This is a genomic window from Streptomyces sp. MGP-BFMKR1 (genome assembly GCF_057766585.1).
The window spans coordinates 920,291-940,713 of record NZ_CM173408.1; the positions used below are offsets into that span (position 1 = coordinate 920,291).

The 20,423-nt window shown below is 73.4% G+C and carries 18 protein-coding genes; 11 read left to right on the top strand and 7 right to left on the bottom strand.

The window, feature by feature from the left end:
* Positions 1-259: 259 nt before the first annotated feature.
* A complete protein-coding gene (locus tag AC3CHW_RS03250) occupies positions 260-883 on the bottom strand; it encodes a LysE family translocator (protein WP_176165136.1) in 624 nt (207 codons plus the stop codon).
* Positions 884-1,325: 442 nt separating this feature from the next.
* Here AC3CHW_RS03250 and AC3CHW_RS03255 point away from each other — a divergent pair, with 442 nt between their 5' ends.
* The 6 genes from AC3CHW_RS03255 (at position 1,326) to AC3CHW_RS03280 (ending at position 9,288) form a co-directional block, all read left to right on the top strand.
* Positions 1,326-2,384, top strand: a complete 1,059-nt coding sequence (locus AC3CHW_RS03255; RefSeq protein ID WP_488469494.1) for a FecCD family ABC transporter permease — start codon at positions 1,326-1,328, stop codon at positions 2,382-2,384.
* Positions 2,381-3,445, top strand: coding sequence for a FecCD family ABC transporter permease (locus AC3CHW_RS03260; protein WP_459246400.1), 1,065 nt, complete (start codon positions 2,381-2,383; stop codon positions 3,443-3,445). The genes AC3CHW_RS03255 and AC3CHW_RS03260 overlap by 4 nt, the downstream gene beginning before the upstream one ends.
* Positions 3,446-3,480: 35 nt before the next feature.
* A complete protein-coding gene (locus tag AC3CHW_RS03265; protein ID WP_398606922.1) occupies positions 3,481-4,323 on the top strand; it encodes an ABC transporter ATP-binding protein in 843 nt (280 codons plus the stop codon).
* Positions 4,324-4,593: 270 nt separating this feature from the next.
* Entirely contained in the window at positions 4,594-5,643 is a 1,050-nt protein-coding gene (locus AC3CHW_RS03270) for an iron-siderophore ABC transporter substrate-binding protein (RefSeq protein WP_488469495.1), read from the top strand.
* Between the two features lie 46 nt (positions 5,644-5,689).
* Positions 5,690-7,477 carry an ABC transporter ATP-binding protein gene (locus AC3CHW_RS03275; protein WP_488469496.1) on the top strand — a complete coding sequence of 596 codons (1,788 nt, stop codon included), beginning with the start codon at positions 5,690-5,692 and terminating at the stop codon, positions 7,475-7,477.
* 188 nt (positions 7,478-7,665) lie between these two features.
* A complete protein-coding gene (locus AC3CHW_RS03280; RefSeq protein ID WP_488470953.1) occupies positions 7,666-9,288 on the top strand; it encodes an ABC transporter transmembrane domain-containing protein in 1,623 nt (540 codons plus the stop codon).
* A gap of 120 nt (positions 9,289-9,408) precedes the next feature.
* Here AC3CHW_RS03280 and AC3CHW_RS03285 read toward each other — a convergent pair whose 3' ends face one another.
* The gene (locus tag AC3CHW_RS03285) at positions 9,409-10,248 is read right to left on the bottom strand and encodes a polysaccharide lyase family 7 protein (RefSeq protein WP_488469497.1); all 840 of its coding nucleotides are present in this window, start codon (positions 10,246-10,248) and stop codon (positions 9,409-9,411) included.
* 152 nt (positions 10,249-10,400) lie between these two features.
* Positions 10,401-11,210 carry an FHA domain-containing protein gene (locus AC3CHW_RS03290; protein WP_459246396.1) on the bottom strand — a complete coding sequence of 270 codons (810 nt, stop codon included), beginning with the start codon at positions 11,208-11,210 and terminating at the stop codon, positions 10,401-10,403.
* A 415-nt stretch (positions 11,211-11,625) separates the two neighbouring features.
* Here AC3CHW_RS03290 and AC3CHW_RS03295 point away from each other — a divergent pair, with 415 nt between their 5' ends.
* Positions 11,626-13,458, top strand: coding sequence for a serine/threonine-protein kinase (locus tag AC3CHW_RS03295; protein ID WP_488469498.1), 1,833 nt, complete (start codon positions 11,626-11,628; stop codon positions 13,456-13,458).
* Positions 13,459-13,489: 31 nt separating this feature from the next.
* On the opposite strand, the gene AC3CHW_RS03300 is transcribed toward AC3CHW_RS03295, so the two are convergent.
* Positions 13,490-13,813 carry a hypothetical protein gene (locus AC3CHW_RS03300; RefSeq protein WP_459246394.1) on the bottom strand — a complete coding sequence of 108 codons (324 nt, stop codon included), beginning with the start codon at positions 13,811-13,813 and terminating at the stop codon, positions 13,490-13,492.
* A gap of 215 nt (positions 13,814-14,028) precedes the next feature.
* On the opposite strand from AC3CHW_RS03300, the gene AC3CHW_RS03305 reads away from it, so the two are divergent.
* Positions 14,029-14,895, top strand: a complete 867-nt coding sequence (locus AC3CHW_RS03305) for a calcium-binding protein (protein ID WP_488469499.1) — start codon at positions 14,029-14,031, stop codon at positions 14,893-14,895.
* Positions 14,896-15,087: 192 nt separating this feature from the next.
* Here the strand turns inward: AC3CHW_RS03305 and AC3CHW_RS03310 are convergent, their stop codons facing one another.
* Positions 15,088-15,732: a TetR/AcrR family transcriptional regulator gene (locus AC3CHW_RS03310; RefSeq protein WP_488469500.1), complete on the bottom strand. Its 645-nt coding sequence runs from the start codon at positions 15,730-15,732 to the stop codon at positions 15,088-15,090.
* A 158-nt stretch (positions 15,733-15,890) separates the two neighbouring features.
* On the opposite strand from AC3CHW_RS03310, the gene AC3CHW_RS03315 reads away from it, so the two are divergent.
* Positions 15,891-16,853 carry a zinc-binding dehydrogenase gene (locus AC3CHW_RS03315; protein ID WP_488469501.1) on the top strand — a complete coding sequence of 321 codons (963 nt, stop codon included), beginning with the start codon at positions 15,891-15,893 and terminating at the stop codon, positions 16,851-16,853.
* 144 nt (positions 16,854-16,997) lie between these two features.
* On the opposite strand, the gene AC3CHW_RS03320 is transcribed toward AC3CHW_RS03315, so the two are convergent.
* Positions 16,998-17,750: an NAD-dependent epimerase/dehydratase family protein gene (locus AC3CHW_RS03320; protein ID WP_488469502.1), complete on the bottom strand. Its 753-nt coding sequence runs from the start codon at positions 17,748-17,750 to the stop codon at positions 16,998-17,000.
* 404 nt (positions 17,751-18,154) lie between these two features.
* Between AC3CHW_RS03320 and AC3CHW_RS03325 the strand changes: the two genes are divergently transcribed.
* Complete coding sequence (locus AC3CHW_RS03325; RefSeq protein WP_488470954.1) at positions 18,155-18,532, top strand: PaaI family thioesterase; 378 nt, start codon at positions 18,155-18,157, stop codon at positions 18,530-18,532.
* A gap of 75 nt (positions 18,533-18,607) precedes the next feature.
* Here AC3CHW_RS03325 and AC3CHW_RS03330 read toward each other — a convergent pair whose 3' ends face one another.
* Positions 18,608-19,498: an MBL fold metallo-hydrolase gene (locus AC3CHW_RS03330; RefSeq protein WP_488469503.1), complete on the bottom strand. Its 891-nt coding sequence runs from the start codon at positions 19,496-19,498 to the stop codon at positions 18,608-18,610.
* A gap of 185 nt (positions 19,499-19,683) precedes the next feature.
* Between AC3CHW_RS03330 and AC3CHW_RS03335 the strand changes: the two genes are divergently transcribed.
* The gene (locus AC3CHW_RS03335) at positions 19,684-20,109 is read left to right on the top strand and encodes a MarR family winged helix-turn-helix transcriptional regulator (RefSeq protein WP_187087641.1); all 426 of its coding nucleotides are present in this window, start codon (positions 19,684-19,686) and stop codon (positions 20,107-20,109) included.
* The last annotated feature ends 314 nt before the right edge of the window (positions 20,110-20,423 follow it).

Below are 20,423 nucleotides of genomic sequence, written 5' to 3' on the forward strand. Positions count from 1 at the left end.
GTCGTCGCGTCGCCACGGGCCCGGGGGCGGCGAACGCACGCGGGCTGACGAGGCTGCCGTCGCGGCCCCACCAGGTCAGCGCTGCGGCGACCCGGGCGGCCATCGGCCCGGGCACGGTGGTCGGGCCTGGGCGCTAGGTTAGCCCGCCGCCGGATGACGGGGGCGCTGCCACGGGGCGCTACCACGGCCCCCGGCCGCTCCGGCACCGGGGGCCGACCCGCGCGGCCGGCTCCCGAGGTGGGCGCGCGGGGTGGCGGGGTCAGCGGCTCGCGAGGGCCAGTTGCAGACCCAGGCCGACGAAGGCCGCGGCGAAGGTGCGCCGCATCCAGGCCAGCACCGTGGGGCGGGAGACGATGTGGTCGCGTACGGTCGCGGCGAAGGCGCCGTAGATCACGAAGACGACGAACGTCATGACCATGAAGACGGCCGAGAGCGCCAGCATGTGCGGCAGGGAGTTGTCGCTGTCGGCCGGGACGAACTGGGGCAGGAACGCCAGGAAGAACATGGACAGCTTCGGGTTGAGGAAGTTGATCAGGATGGCGGTCCAGGTGACGCGCGCCGCCGAGTTCTCCTTCGACTGGCCTCCGCCGTCCGTGTCGATCTTCATCGCCCCCTTCTCGCGCAGCGTCTGCCAGGCGAGGAAGAGCAGGTAGCCGACGCCGGCCCACTTGAAGCTCTCGAAGGCCAGCGCGCTGGTGTGCAGCACGGCGGCGAGCCCCGCGATGGCCGCGGCCAGGTGCGGGACGATCCCGAGGGTGCAGCCGAAGGCCGCCACGACCGACATGCGGAACCCGCGCGTCAGGCCCGTGCCGACGGTGTACACCGCTCCGGTCCCCGGCGAGACCACGATGATCAACGCGGTGATGAAGAACTCAACGCTCATGGGCAGGCGCTCCCTTGATGGCCCGGCAACTCTGCGGCGTCCGTCAGGGGTGACACTACTGCGGGTCCTCGGGGTCGTCGGCGGGCGCGTCCCCGGGGGCGGGCACCTTCCCAGGCCCCCGCGGCCCAGCGCGCCTGAGCCCACGCGCTCCGAGCCCGCGCGCCTGGGCCCGCTCGATGGCCCGCCAGCCCGGAAGGGTCATACGGGCCGGCTGTCGACAGTATTGCGCCACTCGCTTAGGCTCGCCTAAGTTTAGTTGGCTCGCCCCGTCGGCGTGCTCGTTCCCCCTGCCCTCCCGCGGGTGGCGGGCCGAACACGGGCCCACTGCGCACGGCTTCGCCGGGCGGGCCAGCGCGCGAACGGTGGCGCGTGCCCGCCCGGCTGGGGCGGCGGGTGCCCAACTGGCGGGGCCCGGCAGACCAAAGGAACGACGAACCGCGACATGAGCACGACGACAGTGGAGCGCCCCGCTCCCAGCGGCCTCACGGCCGCCCGCCGACGGCGGAGCGTGGGCCTGGGCGCGCTGGTGGTGGTCCTCGTCGTCGCCGCGGGGCTCTCGTTGGCGGTCGGCGCACGCGCGCTCAGTCCCGCCGAGGTCTGGCACGGGCTGTTCGGGTCGCCCGACGCCGATCAGCGGCTCACCGAGATCAGGCTCATCATGCGCACCGTGCGGGTCCCCCGGACGGTGCTCGCGGTCGTGGCGGGTCTCGCGCTGGGGGTGGGCGGGGCGTTGATCCAGGGGTACACGCGCAACCCCATCGCCGACACGGGTCTGCTGGGGGTGAACGCCGGCGCCTCCTTCGCGGTGGTGACGGTGATCGCCGTGTTCGGGTTGACCAACCCGCTCCAGTACGTCTGGTTCGCCTTCGCCGGGGCGGCGGTCGCCGGCGTCATCGTCTTCGGCCTGGCGAGCATCGGCCGCGGGGCGGGCAACCCCCTGACGCTCGTCCTGGCCGGGCAGGGCATCACCGTCTTCCTCACCGCGATGACCACGGGCATCGCGCTGTCCGACCAGACGTCGCTGAACGCGCTGCGGTTCTGGAACTCGGGCTCGGTGGCCGGCGTCGGATTCGACGTCATCTGGCCGGTGGCCGCGTGCGTGGCCGTCGGCCTGGCGCTGGCGGCGATCACCCTGCCCGCCCTCAACCTGCTCAACCTGGGCGAGGACGTGGCACGGGGGCTCGGGGTGAACATCGCGGCGAGCCGAACCCTCGGCATCGTGGCCATCACCCTGCTCGCGGGCGCGGCCACGGCGGCGTGCGGGCCCATCGCTTTCCTCGGCCTGATGGTGGCCCACGTGGCGCGGTACCTGACCGGCCCGGACTACCGCTGGCTGGTGCCGTACGCGGGCGTGCTCGGCGCCGTCGTCCTGCTGGTCTGCGACATCGTGGGGCGCCTGGTGGTACGGCCGGGCGAGTTGGACGCGGGGGTGGTGGTCGCCCTCCTCGGCGCCCCGTTCTTCGCGGTGTTGGTGTGGCGAGGGAAGTTCAAGAGCGCATGAACGCGGCAGACGTGAAGACATCGGTGGCGCCGGGCGTGCGGCTCGGCCCCCTCTCGTTCGTGTGGCGGCCCTGGCTCGTACTGGTGACGCTGGTGCTGGCGGCGGCGACGTTCCTGCTGTTCTGCCTGTCCATCAGCGTCGGGGACTTCGCCATCAGCCTCCCCCGGGTGGTCGCCACCGTCTTCGGTCGGGGCGAGCGGATCGACGAGTTCGTGGTCATGGACCTGCGCATGCCGCGCGCCCTGGCCGGGGTCGTGGTGGGGATCGCGCTGGGGGTCTCGGGGGCGATCCTGCAGTCACTCGCGCGCAACCCGCTCGCCAGCCCGGACGTACTGGGCATCACCGGCGGGGCCAGCGCGGTCGCGGTGTCCCTGGTGACGGTCTCCGGCGGCACCACGGCCGCGGTCGTCAGCTCGGTCGGCCTGTCAGCGGCGGCGCTCGCCGGCGGCCTCGGCACCGGGCTGCTCGTGTACTTCCTGGCCTGGCGGCGCGGGATCGACGGCCTCCGGCTCATCCTCATCGGCATCTCGGTGAGCGCCGTCATGGAGGCGGTGACGACCTGGCTGCTCGCCTCGGCCGACATCAGGGACGTGGCCAAGGCCCAGGCGTGGTTGGTCGGCTCGTTGGACAACCGCTCCTGGGGCGAGGTGCGGGTGGCGCTGTGGTGCACGCTCGTGCTGTGCGTCGTCGTGGCCGCGGTCGCCTTCCAGTTCAAGCCGATGCACCTGGGCGACGAGGTCGCCGCTGGACTCGGCGTGCGGTACGGGCGGGTGCGGGCCGTCCTGATGCTGTGCGCGGTCCTGTTGGCCGCCGCCGCGGTGAGCGCGGCGGGGCCGGTCCCGTTCGTCGCGCTGGTGGCGCCGCAGGTGGCGATGCGGCTGGCGCGCTGCCCGACGCCGCCGATGGTCGCCTCAGGGCTGGTGGGCGCGCTGCTGCTGATCGGTGCCGACCTGGTCGCGCGCACGGCCCTGCCGATCTCGCTCCCGGTGGGCGTGGTCACCGCCGCGATCGGCGGCCCGTTCCTCGTCTACCTGCTCGTACGGGCGAACCTCAGATCATGACAAGCGGCAATGGCGAAGCTCAGCGAGGGGGGCTTGTGGACGCTCAGTTCGGCACCACGACCGAGTCCGGCGCCGGGGGCGCCGCGCGGTTGGCCGCCAGGGACATCACGGTCGGGTATGGCGGCCAGACGGTCATCGACGGCCTGGACGTGACGATCCCGCCCGGCGTGGTCACCACGATCATCGGGCCCAACGGGTGTGGGAAGTCGACCCTGTTGCGCACCCTGACGCGGCTGCTCAAGCCGGCCAGGGGGGCGGTCGTGCTGGACGGCGAGGACATCGCCAGGCTCAGGACCAGGGACGTGGCGAAGAAGCTCGGCCTGCTGCCGCAGGCGCCGGTCGCGCCGGAGGGGCTGACGGTGTCCGACCTGGTCGCCAGGGGGCGGCACCCGCACCAGAGTTGGCTGCGGCAGTGGTCGTCGGACGACGCGGACATCGTGGAGAAGGCGCTGGCCATGACCGGGGTGTCCGAGCTGGCGCAGCGCCCGATCGACTCGCTGTCCGGCGGGCAGCGCCAGCGCGTCTGGATCTCGATGACCCTGGCCCAGGGCACCGATCTGCTGCTGCTCGACGAGCCGACCACCTACCTGGACCTGGCGCACGCGATCGACGTGCTCGACCTGGTGGACGACCTGCACGAGTCCGGGTGCACCGTGGTCATGGTGTTGCACGACCTCAACCTGGCCACGCGCTACAGCGACCACCTCATCGTGATGCGGGCGGGATCGATCCTGGCGCAGGGGACCCCACGGGAGGTGATCACCGCGGAACTCCTGGAGGAGGCTTTCGGGTTGCGCGCCAAGGTGATCGACGACCCGGTGGGCGACCGGCCGCTCATCGTGCCGATAGGCCGTACGCACGTCCGGCTCGACCCGTAGGTCCCGGCGCGCGGGCACGCGGCTCGGCGCCGCCCGGTCACGGACCGGCGCCGCGCGCGGCCCGCGCGAACCAGCCACCCGTACGACCGCCGCCGGCGACCCATCCGCGCCGCCCGCCACCGGACTTGGCCTGGCCACGGGCCGCAACGAGCCCCCTGGACGGGGCGACAGCACAGGGCACCAGTTAGGCTAGGCTGGCCTAAATTAACGGTATATCGTAGGGCTGCCCCGCGGGGTCGCCGTGGACAGTGCGAAAGCAAGGGATGACGCATGCCTTTCCCCCGAACGATGCTGGCAGGACCACGGCGGCGGATAGCGGCGGCGCTGTCGGCCGCGGCCCTCGGCGTCACCCTTCTCGCGGGATGCGGTTCCGACAGCTCGGACAAGGAGAGCGACGCCGGCCCGGCGGCCGGTGGCGGCACCTTCCCGGTCACCGTGGAGCACGCCTTCGGGTCCACGGAGATCACCAAGGCCCCGCGCCGCGTCGTGACCGTGGGCTACACGGACGACCAGGCCGTCTTGGCACTCGGCATCAAGCCGGTCGGCATGGTCGACCAGTACCCGAACCCGGCGGGCAAGTCCCCCGACATCAACACCCAGTGGCCGTGGGTGAAGGACAAGTGGGGCGACACCCGCCCCGAGGTCATCATGGAGAACGGCGACTCGGGCCCCAACTACGAGAAGATCGCCTCGCTCCGGCCCGACCTGATCATCGCCGTCTACTCCGAGATCGACAAGGCCGCCTACGACAAGCTCTCCAGCATCGCCCGCACGGTGGCCCGCACCAAGGGCGAGAAGGAGCCCTTCAGCGCCCCGTGGCAGGACAACGCGGTGCACATCGCCAAGGCGCTCGGCAAGGAGGACGAGGGCACCAAACTGGTGCGTGGCATCGAGGGCAAGCTCAGCGCGGCGAAGAAGGCACACCCGGAGTTCGCGAACCAGAAGGCCGTCGTGCTGTCCTGGTACAAGGACTCGGTGGCCCCCTTCACCTCCACCGACGTGCGCGGACGACTGGTGACGGGCACCGGCTTCAGGTACCAGACCGAGATCGACAAGATCGCCGGCGGCAGCTTCTCCACCGAACTCTCCCCCGAGCGCATCGACCTGGTGAACGTCGACCGCATCTTCGTCATCAACGACAAGGCCGACACCGAGGCGCTCAGGAAGTTCAAGCTGTTCGCCAACCTGCCCGCCGTCCAGCAGAACAAGGTGTCGTACCTGCTGGACAGCGAGGGCCCGGCCGTCGGCGCCGCCATGTCCCAGGGCACGCTGCTGTCCCTGCCGTACGCGATCGACAAGCTCGTCACGTCGGTCACGTAGGGATGACACGCCAACCCCTGGGCCACCGGCCCGGTCCGGTGCGGGGATGAAGGGTACCGAACCCGGTGTCGCCTCGGCGACGCTGCGTACGGCGAGCGGGCGCGAGGCCACCCGTTGGGTGGCGGCGCACTGCCGACAGATCCCATGGCTGACGGCCGCGACCGCGCTCACCACGGTGGCCGGGGCCGCGCTCCAGGTGCTGCCGCTGCTCCTGCTGGGCCGGGTGGTGGACGGGGTGGTGGCCGAGGAGTCCCGCTCGGTGCTGGTCACGGTCGGGGGCCTGATGGTGGCCGCCGCGCTGCTCGGCGCGGCGGCCACGGCCCTCTCGACCTACCTGATCGGACGGTTGGGCGCCGATCTGCTCGCCCGGCTGCGTGAGGGCGCCGTCCGCGCGGTGCTCGGGATGCCGAGCGCGCGCGTCGAACAGGTCGGCCGGGGCGACGTGCTCTCCCGCGTCGGCGACGACGTGGCCATCCTGTCCAAGGGCATCCGCACGGCCGTGCCCACGGTGTTCTCGGCCGGCGTGCTGGTCACCATCGCCACCGTGGGCATGTTCGGGTTGGACTGGCGACTCGGCCTGGCCGGCGCCGCCGCGCTGCCCGCCTACGCCCTGGCCCTGCGCTGGTACCTGCCTCGCTCCGCGCCGCTCTACCGACAGCAGCGGATGGCCCAGGCCGACCGCGCGCAGGCGTTGATCAGCGGCCTGAACGGGATCGACACGGTCCGCGCGTACCGCCTTGAGGACGCCGTCCGCGAGGAGGTGACCCGCGCGTCGTGGCGGGTGCGCGACCTCGGCGTCGAGGTGTTCCGCTTCTTCGGCCGGTTCGTCGGCCGGGAGAACCGCGCCGAGTTCATCGGCCTCGTACTGATCGTGGTGGTGGGTTACGCCCTGCTGGAGGCCGACGCGGCCAGCCTGGGCGAGGTGTCGGCGGCCCCGCTGGTCTTCCACCGGCTGTTCACTCCGCTGGGCGCCATCATGTTCACCTTCGACGAGGCGCAGAAGTCGGGCGCCAGCCTGACCCGCCTGGTCGGAGTGGTCAAGGAGCCCGCGGCGGATCGATTGGTAGGCCACGCCTCGCTCGCGCCCGCGGACGCCGGGCCCCAGCCGGTGACGGTACGCGGGCTGACCTTCCGCTACCCCGACACGGAACGGCCGGTGCTGCGCGAGGTCGACCTGACCATCCCGGCGGGTGGCTCGCTCGCCCTGGTGGGGGCGACGGGCGCGGGCAAGTCGACACTGGCCGCGCTGGTCGCGGGCATCGGCGCCCCGCAGCGCGGTTCGGTGCGCGTCGGGCCGTACGACCTGGCCGAGTTGGACGAGGCGGGGGCGCGGGCGCTGGTGAGCATCCTGACGCAGGAGACGCACGTGTTCTCGGGCACGCTCGCCGACGACCTGCGGCTCGCCGCGCCCGAGGCCAGCGACGCCCGACTGCTGGCCGCCCTGCGCACGGTCGGCGCCGACGGCTGGGTGGACCTGCTCCCCGACGGGCTGCACACCCTGGTCGGCGAGGGCGGCGAACGCCTCGACGGCACCAAGGTCGCCCAACTCGCGCTGGCCAAGCTGACGTTGAACGACTCCCCGGTGGTGGTGCTCGACGAGTCGACCGCCGAGGCCGGCAGCGAGGGCGCCGCCGGCCTTGAGCGGGCCGTACGGGCCGCGTGCGCCGGCCGCACCGCGCTGTTCGTCGCGCACCGGCTGACCCAGGCGATGGCGGCCGACCGGATCGCCGTGCTCGACGCGGGGCGCGTGGTGGAGGAAGGGACGCACGACGAGTTGGTGGCCCTGGGCGGCCAGTACGCGCGGCTGTGGCGCGCCTGGCGCGAGGGCGGCTAGGTGCGGCCCCCGCGCACAGCGCCACCGAAGGCCGGGCCCGCCCGGCGGCCCGACGCCCGCACCCCACCCACACCGCGCACCCCGCACACCCTGGAGGCGATGGCCCCGTGCTGAAGACCGCTGCCCGCCGGCGACCCCGACCCGGGGCGGACATCCTGCGGACCGCGCTGCGCCGCAACCTGGGCGCCATGGCCGGGGGCACCGTCCTGATGGGTCTGTACCAGGCGGGTGAGACGGCCTTCCCGATCGCGCTCGGCCTCATCGTCGAGCACGCGCTGCGGGACCGGAGCCCGGCCGCGCTCGGCCTGTCGATCGGCGCCCTCGCGGTGATCATCACGACGGTGTCGCTGTCGTGGCGGTTCGGGATGCGCGTCCTCCAGAAGGCCAACACGACCGAGGCCCACCACTGGCGCGTCCGGGTGGCCGGCTGCGGGCTCCAGCCGGTGGCCAGGGACGTGGACCTCAGGTCCGGCGAGGTGCTGACCATCGCCACCGAGGACGCCGACCAGACCGCCGACATCATCGAGGTGGTGCCGCTGCTGGTCAGCTCCCTGGTCGCGGTGGCGGTGGCGGCCGTCGCGCTGGGCCTGGCCGACCCGCGCCTGGGCCTGCTGGTGATCGTGGGCACCATCGCGATCCTGTCGATCCTGGCCGTCATGTCGCAGCGGATCGGCGCCAGCACCCGGGAACAGCAGACCCGGGTGGCGCGGGCGGGCGCCAAGGTCGCCGACCTCATCATCGGCCTGCGCCCGCTGCACGGCTTCGGCGGCAACCACGCGGCCTTCGCCTCCTACCGGAAGGTCAGCACCGACGCGAGGGAGCAGGCGATCACGGTCGCCAGGGTGCACGGCGCCTACGAGGGCGTGGCACTGGGACTGAGCGCGGTCCTGGCCACCGCCGTCTCCCTGACGGCGGGCTGGCTGGCCTTCGGCGGCCAGATCACCATCGGGGAGCTGGTCATGGCGGTGGGCCTGGCGCAGTTCATCATGGAGCCGCTCAAGCTGTTCTCGGAGATGCCCAAGTACGTGATGATCGCGCGCGCGTCGGCCGAGCGGATGGCGTTGGTGCTCACCGCGCCGCCGGCGATGGTGCCGGGCACCCGGCGCCCGACCCCGGGTGGCGGGCTCGCCGTCGACGCCGTGCGCTACGGGTCGCTGCGCGGGCTGGCGTTCGAGGTGCCGGCCGGCGACTTCGTCGCCATCGCCGCCTACCAGCCGCGCGCGGCGGCCGAGTTGGCGTCCGTCCTCGCGGTGCGCGTCGCGCCGGGGGCGTACGAGGGGGTGGTGCGGGTCGGCGGGCAGGCCCTCGCGGACCTCTCGATCGAGGCGGTCCGCGCGCACCTGCTGGTGAACCCGTACGACGGGGAGGTCTTCGCCGGCACCCTGCGGACGAACATCGACCCGTCGGGCACCAGCGCGTTGGTGGCCGAGGCCGTCGAGGCGTCCCTGCTGACGGACGTGGTCGCCCTGCACCGCGACGGCCTGGACTACGCGGTCCGCGACCGCGGGGCCAACCTCTCCGGCGGTCAGCGGCAGCGGCTGTCCCTGGCCCGCGCGCTCGCCGCCGACGCCGACATCCTGGTGCTGCACGACCCCACGACGGCCGTGGACGCGGTCACCGAGCAACTCATCGCGCGCAACCTGGCACGGTTCCGTCGCGGCCGTACCACGATCGTGATCAGCGGCAGCCCGGCCCTGCTGGACGTCGCCGACCGCGTCCTGGTCCTGGACGACGGCGTCATCACCGCCGAGGACACCCACCGCGACCTGCTCGCCAACGACGCGCGGTACGCCGCGGCCGTCGCCCGCTGACGTCCCCGTGTCCCTAGGCACGTCGGCCGGGCAAGGTCACCAGGGCCGCCGCGCGAGGAGCCCCGCCGCCACCGTGGGTGGCGGCGAGGTGGTTCCCGCGAGCCGGCGGCGGCCGGGCGGTCAGTCCTCGTGCCTGACCCGCACGTCGCGGATCTCGACCTCGCCGTAGTTGTCGTCGGCGCACGGGGAGGAGTTGCCGCAGTGCGCCTGGGTGTAGGCGCCGGTCTTGAAGTAGTTGCTGGGGTCGGAGTGGGCGATGGTGGTCTCCAACCTGCCGTTGAAGTACACCTTGACCTTGCCCTTCGCGACCACGTAGCGGACGGTGAAGACCGTGCCGAGCTGGTAGTCGTCGGTGATCAGGTGGTGGTGGGTGGTGTCACCCTTGGTGACGTAGAGCTTGGTGCCCTCAAGGCGCAGGGCGGTGACGTCGTCGTCGCCACCGTGGATCTGGGCGCCGACGACGTGCGGCTTGTCCTCGGGCAGGTGGGTGAACGCCTCGCGGACGGTCATGGTGTGCTTGCCGGAGGTCGATGACCACTCGATCTCGTCCGAGCCGTCGCTCTCCATCTCCCGCAGTTCGGTACGGGGGTTCTTCGACCCGCTGGTCGTGACGCCGTTGACGGGGGCGCGGAACCTGACCGCCTTGCCGGACCTGGTGACCGTGAAGTACGGGTCCTTGGAGTAGCCGTCGAGTTCGGGTTGGAAGATCTCCGTGGGCTTCTCCTCCTCCCCGATGGGCAGCGTCACCTTCCAGTTGCCGAGGTCCAGCACCTCGGACGGCAGGTCGGCACGGCCGCCTTGGGTGGCGGCCCGCGCGCCGGGACCGGCCGGCGCGTCGGCGGCCTGCACGGACACCGGCGCGACGAGCGCCGTCGTGAGGGCCGCGACCGGCAGGGCGGACGCCAGGGCCAGCCGGCCGCGCCTGCCCCACCCAGAGCGTGCGGAGTCGTTGTGTGTCACGGGGTCTGTCCTCCGTCGTTACGAGGGGGTGTCGCCCCGGGCGGGCCTGCGCCAGGCCCACCCGGGGCGTGTCGGTGGTGACGTTAGGGCCGGGTGGTGGGGACGGGTCCCAAAACGCCGAAGCCGCGGCCCCGGTGCCCCGGTCGCGGGCGTCAGCCGGCGCCGGGGGCCTCACCGACGCGGGAGCTGGGCCACCCGAACTCGTCCTCCATCAGCTCCAGGTCCGGCGGCACCAGGGTGGTCGAGGCCACCAGCCCCCGGAGCAGGTTGTGCAGGAGGCTGTTGTCGGACGGGCGCTCCTCGGGGTTGTCGTGCATCAGCGGGTACTTGAAGCCGGTGCGGTGCAGCCGGCGGCGTACGGCCTCCACCCGGTACTCGATCTTGCGGACCGTCCACCCGGCGTCCGGGCGCAGATAGGCGAGCTGTTCGGCGGCCCGGCCGTACGTCAGCGGGCGCGGGTCCGGCTCGTACTCCAGGTAGTGCTGGCCCAACACGACCAGCAGCAGCCGCTCGTCGTCGGTCAGCGCCCAGCGCTCCGGCTGGACGGTGTCCGCCGACCGGCTGGAGACGGGCCCCCGGTCGTCGTGGTCGGTGACGTACAGCTCGACGAGGTGTTCCCGGTGGCCCGAGCCCTGTACGAACAGGGGCGTGTAGCCGGTGGCGAGGGGGATCGGCTCGGAGGTGGCGTGCATCATCCGGCCCCGGGGCAGCCGTACGAGCTGCTGCCCGATGTTCCGCAGCCACCAACCTCCCTGCCGGTACGTCAACTCCCCGTGGCGCCGGCTCACCCGCCGGTCGTCCACGCCCACACCCAGGTCCGTGCCGGGCTTGTCACCGCGCCCGAAGCGCACGGTCAGGCCCAGCCGGGGCGGGGCGGTGAGGTCGCCGCTGACCGTCCGCGCGTGCAGGGTGCCGGGCCGCCCGGGCGGGACACCGCGCGCCAAGCTGTCAGAGCCGCTCATCGCCCTCTCCTCAAGGTCGTCGTACCGCCCGAGCAAGGCGTCCGGGTCATGGTCCACCCACCGTCGCGGGACCCCTCCCGACGGCGCGTCTCCCGGTCGGCGGACCCCTACCCCTGACGGCGGACAGGGGTGTCCCCCTCGCAGTCTGCCAGCCGATCATGGCCCCGGGTGAGGGCCTGTTCGCCACCATGTGAGACACGCTCCGGGGCGATTGGGACAGGTGTGCCCAGGCACGGTGCGACAGCCCGGGGAATTACGTCGGAAACGGAGAGTGCCGTGCCCGGTACGCAGTACATTCGGTCCGCACCCGTGGTCCGCGTACCGGTCAACACCAGTGGTTCCGGCCTTTCGTGAGGGGAGTGTCGTTGTGCACCCGGGGGAGAAGGTGGGCAAGTACCGGCTCACGGAAGGACCCGTGGAAGGCGGTCGGGGGGCCGTCTGGTTCGCCGTCGACACGGAGTTGGCCCGCAGCGTCGTCCTCAAGCGCGCCCGGCTGGAGAACAGCGGCCCCGGGGCCTTCGAGGAGTTGCTGGCCGAGGCGCGCGCGCTGGCCAAGTTCAGCCACCCGCACGTGGTGACCCTCTACGACGCCGTCCGCACGGGCCGGGACAAGCGCGCCACGTTCTGGCTGGTGATGGAGCACGTGCGGGGCGGCAGCCTGGACGCCCCGGTGAAGCTGGCTCCCCAGCACGCCGCCGCCATCGGCGCGCAGATCGCCGACGCGCTGGCCGCCCTGCACGCCAAGGGGCTCGTGCACTGTGACGTCAAGCCGGGCAACATCGTGCTGACCGAGGAACACGTGGCCAAGCTGGCCGACTTCGGCGCGGCGCACCGGGTGGACTCCAGCGCGACGATCACCCCCAACGGGCCGCTCAGCCTCACGCCCGCCTACGCCGCCCCCGAGGCGTTCCGCGGGGCCCCCGAACGGGCCTCCGACGTCTTCTCGCTCGGCGTCACGCTGTACGTGCTGACGACCGGGACCCCGCCGCTGCGCGGCCCCGGACACGTGGTGCGGCAGGAGGCCATCAGCCCGCACATCGGGCCGCTGAGCGCCCTGGTCACCGCGATGACGCACACCGACCCGCGGGCCCGGCCCACCGCCGCCGCGGCGCACCAGGCGCTCGCGGACCTCGCGGGCGGGGCGCGGGACCTCGCCACCCTCCCCCTGGGCATGATCACCAAGCGCCTGCCCGCCCCGCCCGGTGGGCCCACCCTTCCCTCACCACCCCGCCTGCTCCCGTCGGCCGTCCTGCGGCGCAACCCGCTGCTCGCGTTCGGCGCGCTGGTCGTGGCGGCACTCGCCGTCGCCGTGCCCCTGTTGTTGCTGAGCCTGTCCGACGGCGACGGCGCCGAGGCCCAGGCCGCGCCGTCGCCGAGCGGTCCGTCCGCCACCGACCCGGCCTTCCTCGGCGAGCCTCGGACGGCCGACCCCTGCGCGCTGCTGGACGCCAGGGGGTTCGACGCGTACGAGGCCACCGAACTCGACCGCCACCAGGGCAACTTCAACCGCTGTGACGTGCTCCTGCTCGAGGGCAACGACGACGTCGTGGACGTCCGGGTGGAGCTCGACGCCGACGAGCTGCCCGAGGGCGAGAAGAGTCGCACCACGGGCCGGGTCACCGTCGTGGAACCCGCCGTCGAGCGGGACAGGTGCGAACGGGCCCTGGCGGTCACCGGCGCCCGCGACAGCAGCCTGCGGATCACCGTGGCGGCGCGGGAACCCGACCAGGTCAAGCAACACCTGTGCGACACCGCCGAGATCGCCACCCGGTACGCGGTCAAGGTGCTGAACGACGGCGAAGTCCGCCGGCGCGACGGCGACTTCGCGGCCAACTCACTGGCCCACCATGACGCGTGCACGCTGCTCGACGTGGCGGCCCTGGCGAAGGTGCCCGGCGTCGACGCCGGGGACCCGGACGCCGGGTTCGGCCACTGGGCCTGCCAGTGGAAGTCCACCACCGCGGACATCGAGGTGGACCTCCAGTTCGACCAGGGCAGGCTGCCGAGCGGCAAGGACACCGAACGGACCAAGGTGGGCGACCGCTCGGCCGTCGTCCTGCCGGACTACGACGGCGCCGGCTCCTGCCGCGTCGAGGTGGTCCACCGCGCGTACATGGGGCCGGACCGGGTGGAGGGTACGGAGCGGGTGGCCCTCACCGCCAAGGGAGACGACCTCAAAGGCTCCGCCCCCTGCGCGCTGGCCAAGGACCTGGCCCGTTCGGTCGTCGCGTCCCTCCCCCCGGCCTGACACCCCACGCGCCCGCTCCCACCCACGCGCCTCACCCCGCCACGGGCAGGGTGACCTGCCCGCCGCAGCGGTCACACTTCGGCAGGTAGGGGTTGTCGCTGGCCGCCAGCGCGCACGCGGAGCAGAGCAACTGACCGCACGCGGTGCAGATCAGGGCCATGCCCTCCAGCGCGCCGTCATGGCTGACCGTCACGGACGACGCGGACTGCAGCGCGACCCTGAGCGTCCTGGCGCACCGGCCGCACTCCACGGTCTCGCCGTCGGCCAGGCCGTGATCGGCCCACGGCCTGGACCCGGCCGCTCCCCCGGACGGCGCGGGGCGCCTCTTCTTCCCGTTCCTCCGAAACAGGCCCATGACTTCCTCCACTGGTCGGGGGCCCATCACAGCCGCACCCGCTCGGGACCGGTCCGGAAGCCCGCTCCCCCACTCCCCCGAAACCCTCCACGCCCCGGCCACCGCTCAGCCGACAGCTGTTCACGAGCGGGGGCACAACTGTGCCGCTGGACAACTCGTCTCACCGGATGACCACGAGCACCGTCGCGCACCGCATCCTCGAAGGGGCCCCACGCATGCGCACTCACCGCGCCCTCGCCGCCACAGCCGCCCTCACCCTCGCCCTGGCCGGCACCACCCTCGCGGCGCCGACCGCCGCCCAGGCCACCACGGCCACCACGGCCACCACGGCCACCACGGCCAGCGTCACCCACGAGGACGGCGAACTGTGGTACAAGGCCGCCCCCGGCCAGCGGAACGAGCTGACGGTGCGGGAGAAGATCGAGGACCGAGGCGAGTTCGAGTCGTACTACGTGCTCACCTTCCACGACCGCTACGACATCACCATCGACGCGAGCGCCGCGAGCACGGACGAGTGCGCGTACCCGACACCTGGCGACCGGACCACCGTGCGCTGCGCGGTCCTGATCCCGCAGAACTCGGACGACTCGGACAGCTACGACATCAGCCTCGGCGACCTGGACGACACGGCCACCCTGGAGCCGGAGAGCCACGCGCGGGCCGGGGTCTACGGGGGGCAGGGCAACGACGTGCTCAGGGCCTCCGCGTCCGCCATGCTGTACGGCGAGGAAGGCGACGACCGCCTCGACGGCGGCGGCGGCCCGTTCGGCTTCGGCTCCGACGGCGGCCCGGGCGACGACACCCTCACCCGCTGCGGGCAGGACTGCTTCGGCGGCCCCGGGAACGACGCCCTGACCGGCACCGACGAGGACAACACCCTGCACGGCGACGACGGCGACGACGTCCTGCGCGGCGGGGGCGGCGCCGACGTCCTCTACGGCGGCAGGGACGACGACCAGCTCCACGGCGAGGCGGGGAACGACACGCTGTGGGGCAACAGCGGTGACGACGTCCTGTGGGGCGGTCAGGGCACCGACAAGCTCTCCGGCGGCCCCGGCCGCAACGAGCTGCACCAGGACTGAGCGACGACGACCGACGGGCGGTCGGTCCGCGGCGGGTGTTCTCGCCGGTTGGCGGATGTCGGCGGCCTCCTGCTTCCTGCTTCCTGCTTCCTGCTTCCTGCTTCCTGCTTCCGATGGTCCGTAGCCCGTGCCCCGGCCGCCTCCCGCGTGGCCGCGGGTCACGGGGGCGGGTTACGGGTTACGGGTTACGGGTTACGGCAGGGTGGGCGGGGGCGCGTGGTGCAGGCGCGCGGCTGGCGGCAGCGGCGCGGGGGCTCCCGCGTCCGGCGCGGCGCGGAACGCCTCGATCAGGTAGGCGGCGAAGCGGCGGGAGGCCGCGAGTCGGGTGGCGGGCGGCGCGTCCTGGACGCCCCGGTGGGCCATGAGCATGAGGACCAGGTCGTCGACGACGAAGTCGGGGCGCAGTCGCCCGGCCCGCTGGGCGCGGCGGGCCACCTCGGTCACCGCGCGCAGCGTGTGCTCCCGGTCGGCGGCGAAGTCGGCGGCCTCCGGGAAGGCCGAAATGAAGGCGTCGGCGAACCCCCGGCTGTGCGCGTGGAGTTCGCAGATCCGCTCGACCAGCTCCCGGAACCCCTGCCATGGGTCAGGGTCCGCGAGGGCGTCCCGGACGGCGGTGTGGCAGGCCCGGCGTTGCGCGGCGAAGGTCTCCGCGATCAGCGCCCGCTTGGTCGGGAAGTGCCGGTAGAGCGTGGCCGGGCCGACGCCGGCGCGCCGGGCGACCTCGCGCATGGGCGCGCCCAGGCCCTCGTCGCCGAAGACCGCGCTGGCGGCCTCCACCATGCGCGCTCGGTTGTCGCGGGCGTCGGAGCGCGCCGGGTGAGACAAATGACCGGTCATCCCTTCTCACTTTAGCCAACCGGACGAGGGCGCCGGTTACGTTCGCGGCGCGGTGCCACCCCGCCCGCGCCGTGCGGTGTCGGGGTGGGACCGACGCGCTCCGCGCACGACCGTCGCGGCCGTGCGCCGCCCCCCTTCCCCCGCTCCGAGGAGTCGCTATGAAAGCCGTCGTGATCAGGACGTTCGGAAGCCCGGACGGTCTGGAGGTGGTCGACGTACCCGTGCCCGACCCCGCGCCGGGCCAGGTGCGGATCGCCACGGAGGCGATCGGGGTGGGCGGCGTGGACGCCGTGATCCGCCGGGGGACGTTGGCCGCTCACGGCTTCCGGGCGGGCCACCTGCTCGGCAGCGAGGTCGCGGGCCGCGTGAGCGCCGTGGGAGAGGGCGTGGACGCCGCGTGGACCGGGCGGCGGGTGTGGGCCTTCACCGGCCTGTCCGGCGGCTACGCCGAGCAGGCCGTCGCCGCGGTCGAGGACGTCCTCCCGCTGCCCGCCGGCCTGACCTGCGCCGACGCGGTGACCCTGGGCGCCTCCGGCGTGGTCGCCCACTTCGCCCTGGACCGGGCCCGCTTCGCGCCCGGCGAGACGGTGTTGGTGCGCGGCGCGGCGGGCAGCATCGGGCTCACGACGGTCCAGCTCGCGGCCGGCGGCGGGGCCGGTGCGGTGGTGGTCACCACCGCGTCGGCCGAGCGCGGGGCCCGCCTGCGGGAGTTGGGCGCGACGCACGTCCTGGACCGCTCCGGCGCGGGCGGACCGGACGCGCCGCACGGCTTCGACGTGGTGGTCGACGTCGTGGCCGGTCCACGACTCCCGCACTTCATCGACCGGTTGAACGCCAACGGGCGGTACGTGGCGGTCGGCGTGGTCGGCGGGCAGCCGCCGGCGGACTTCGGCGGGCGGCTGGTGGACGCCTTCCGCAGGTCGCTGTCGTTCGCCACGTTCAGCTCCGACACGGTGCCCGGCCCCGCCCGACAGGCCGTGCGGTCGGCCCAGTTCGCCGACGCCGCCCGCGGGGCCCTGCGCACGGTCGTGCACGAGGTCCTGCCGCTGAGCCGGGCGGCGCTGGCCCACCACGCGATGGACGCGGGCACGGTGTTCGGCCGGGTGGTGCTGACTCCTTGAGCGCGGCCGACGCGGCCCGTACGACTCCGCGTCGTGCTCGGCCGGGCCGCCACGGGCGCGCGTACGGCGTCTCGGCGACTCTTCGGAGGGCCCGGAAGAGACCCGGGGCCGCCGCGGATTTCGCGGGCTCGCTTTCGGCGCGGGTCAGGGGTCGAGGTGGCGGAGGGTGAACTCGGGCAGGGCGAACGGGCCGGCCTGGGGTGCGGCCGGGTCGGCGGGGAGGTCGGCGCCGGGGATGTGCTCGCGGTAGCGCTCGGCGTCGTCGACGGGGGCGTAGTCCAGGACCGCCGGATCGGGGAGTTCCCAGAAGCGGCGGGTGTTGGCGGACACGGCGTACACCGAGGCGAAGCGGGTGGTGGGTGGGACCGTGAGCGCGGCCCGCACGTAGCCGACGGCGTCGCGTGGGCTCAGCCAGGTCGCCAGGTGGCGGGGCTCGCTGGGCGCGGTCTCGAAGCTGCCGATCCGCAGGCAGACGACGGACAGGCCGAACTTGTCGGCGTAGAGCCGCCCGAGCGCCTCGACGGCCACCTTGCTCACGCCGTACAGGCCGTCGGGGCGCACCGGCTCCCCCGGGCCCGTGTGGTGGCCCGTGGGGTAGAAGCCGGTCACGCGGTTGCTGCTGGCCAGCACCACCCGCTCGATCCTCGCGTGGCGGGCCGCCTCCAGGACGTGGTGGGTGCCGAGCACGTTGGCCTCCACCAGGTCCGGCAGGGGCGCCTCGTCGGGGACGCCGCCCAGGTGCAGCACGCGGTCGGCCCCCGCGAGAGCCGACCGCATGGCGGACGCGTCGCGCAGGTCGACGGTGCGCACGTCCTCGTGCGGGCGCTCCGCCCGCAGCGGGACGCGGTCGATGAGGACCAGGCGTCGCGCCTCGTCCCGCAGGGCTTCCCGTACCACGGTCCCGATGGTCCCCGCGGCACCCGTGATCGCCACCGTTCCCAGTTCCACCGCGCCTCCCGGCGTTCGACACCTCCCGCATCCTCGCCGCTGGCGCGTTCGCCAGCAAGGCGGGCGCGGGACGAAACCGGCAGGCCCGGCCCGGGGCGGGCCCGCGAGTCAGCGCGTGCCTGACACTGTCGACACTGTCTGCCACGGCGCCGCACCCCGATGCCATGATGATCGGCTACGGCGGACCTCCGTGGGCGGGCGCCCGGCCGACCGGCGGGGCGCCCGCCCACGCGCCCGCCTCCCGGACCGTGACGCCCGACGGAGGAGAGCACGTGACAGACCTGAAGCGACAGGAAGCGGCGAGTCCGCAGGTGCGGCGGCGCGTCCAGGAGAGCTTCGACCGCCAGGGGTTGATGAGCCACCTCGGTGCGCGGATATCGCACATCGCGCCGGGCCGCGTGCACATCGTGCTCCCGGCCCGCCCCGAAGTCACCCAGCAGAACGGCTTCTTCCACGCCGGCGCCACCAGCGCCATCGCCGACAGCGCCGGCGGCTACGCCGCGTACACCCTGTTCCCCGAGAACGCGGACGTGCTCACCGTCGAGTACAAGATCAACCTGCTCGCGCCGGCCACCGGCGACCACATCGAGGCGGTCGGAACCGTCATCAGGTCCGGACGCACCCTGACGGTCTGCCAGTTGGAGGTGTTCGGCGTCCAGGGTGACGGCGAGCGAAAGCCCGTCGCCCACGGGCAGCAGACGCTGATCCGGCTGGATCGCCCCGCGGAGTAGGCGGTTGGCGCGCGGGCTGGGCAGGTTGGCGCCCGGCCGTGGGGCGAACTCCCGCGCGGGCCGAAGCGCCGTGGGTCACGCGTCGACGGGGTGCCAGGTGGGGCCGTCGTCGCCCGGGCGCACGCGTCCGAACACCACGTCGGCGAAGTGGACGCCGAAGCCGATCGTGTCGGGCTCCTGGAGTTCGGCGACGAGCTGGCGGCGGAAGTCGGCGGACTGCGCGCTGTCGTGGTCGGACCAGGCGGACCATTCCGGGTGGCCGATCTGGATCGGCGAGTGCATGGCGTCGCCGAAGGCGATCAGCCGGCGTCCGTCTCCGTGGATGACGTAGGCGGTGTGGCCGGGCGTGTGGCCGAGGAGGAAGCGGACCCGGACGCCGGGGAAGATCTCCTGTCCGTCCGTCACCGTGCGCACCCGCGGCTCCAGCGCGGCCAACGTCTCGGGGCTGGTGCCGTGCGCCGCCAGCAGGTCGCGCCGGGTCCACTCGGGCTCGGCGACCAGGTAGTCGGCCCCGGTGAAGGCGGGCCGGTCGGCGCCCGGCGCGCGGTGCGCGGCCCAACCGAGGTGGTCGACGTGCAGGTGCGTGAAGGCCACCGCCTCGATGTCCGCGGGGCGGTGGCCGAGGCGGGCCAGGTTCTCCAGGAGGGCGCCGCCGTACGTGGCGCCGATCGGGCCGTCCGGCTGGGCGGGCAGCGACCGCGGGCCGAATCCGGCGTCGATCAGCAGTGCGCGACCCTCCGCCTCCACCAGCAGCCCGCCGATGCCGGCCACGAGGTAGCCGGCATCGTCCAGGTACCCGGGGTGGGTGGCCCACACGTCCTCGCTGGTGTCGGGCAGCCAGCCGCGCGGGGCGAGTTGGACCGCCCCGTCCGGCACGTACGTCACCTTCGTCCCGCCCAGCTCCAGCGAGCGGAGTTCGGACGGCCGGCGCAGCCGCTCGGCCTGGTGCGATGCGGTGGTGCTCATGGGTGCTCGTTCCTTTCCGCGGACGACGTCTCCGCGAACGACTTCTGCGCACACGACAAGGCGATCACCGCCGGCCGTTGGCCCGCTGGGCATCGGCCGGCGACGTCCCGGCAACCGTATTCATCAAGCTTGAACTATGCAAGCTTGCAATATTCAGGCTGGATGCTTTTGCTACGATTGGCCGCATGACACACCCGGAGACGCAGGCCATCGCCGAGCGGGAACTGTGCGGCCTGATCAACGGGATGGCCCACCAGATCGCGGAACACGTACGGCAGCGCGCCGTCAGCCTGGGCCTGACCGCCCCCCAGGCGACGGCGCTGCGCGAGTTGACCGGGCCGATGACGATGCGCGAGCTGGCGGAGCGCATGAGCTGCGAACCCTCCAACGCCACTTTCGTCGTGGACAAGTTGGAGAAGCGGTCACTGATCGAGCGCCACCCGCACCCCACCGACCGCCGCGCCAAACAACTGGTCCTCACCCCGCAGGGCACCGCGCTGCGCGAGCGACTCCTCGAACTGCTCAGCTCGGAATCCCCGCTCGCCGGCCTGACGCAGGAGGAGCGAGCGACCCTGCGACGACTGCTCGCCCAGGCCACCACCCACCCCTGACGCGGCACCGCCAGCGACGTCACGAGCGAGCGCCGCCAGGCGGCCGACGCCAGGAGTCGCCGACGCGGCCGGCCGCGCCCGAGCGGCCGAGATCGCCGCCCGGGCGTTCGCGGCGCCGGCCCCGGTGACGCCCATACCTTTCCCGTGGAGGTGCCCGCCCGCCCCGCGAACACCGCCACCCTCGCCGGTCGTGACGGGCCGGCCGAGGATCGCGGCCAGGAGGACGGGCAGGGAAAGGGCGCAATCGGGCAGCGGGGGCGCCCAGTTCGGCATTCCGTCGCGCGCCGTGCGCAGGTGACGAGGTACGGCGACGC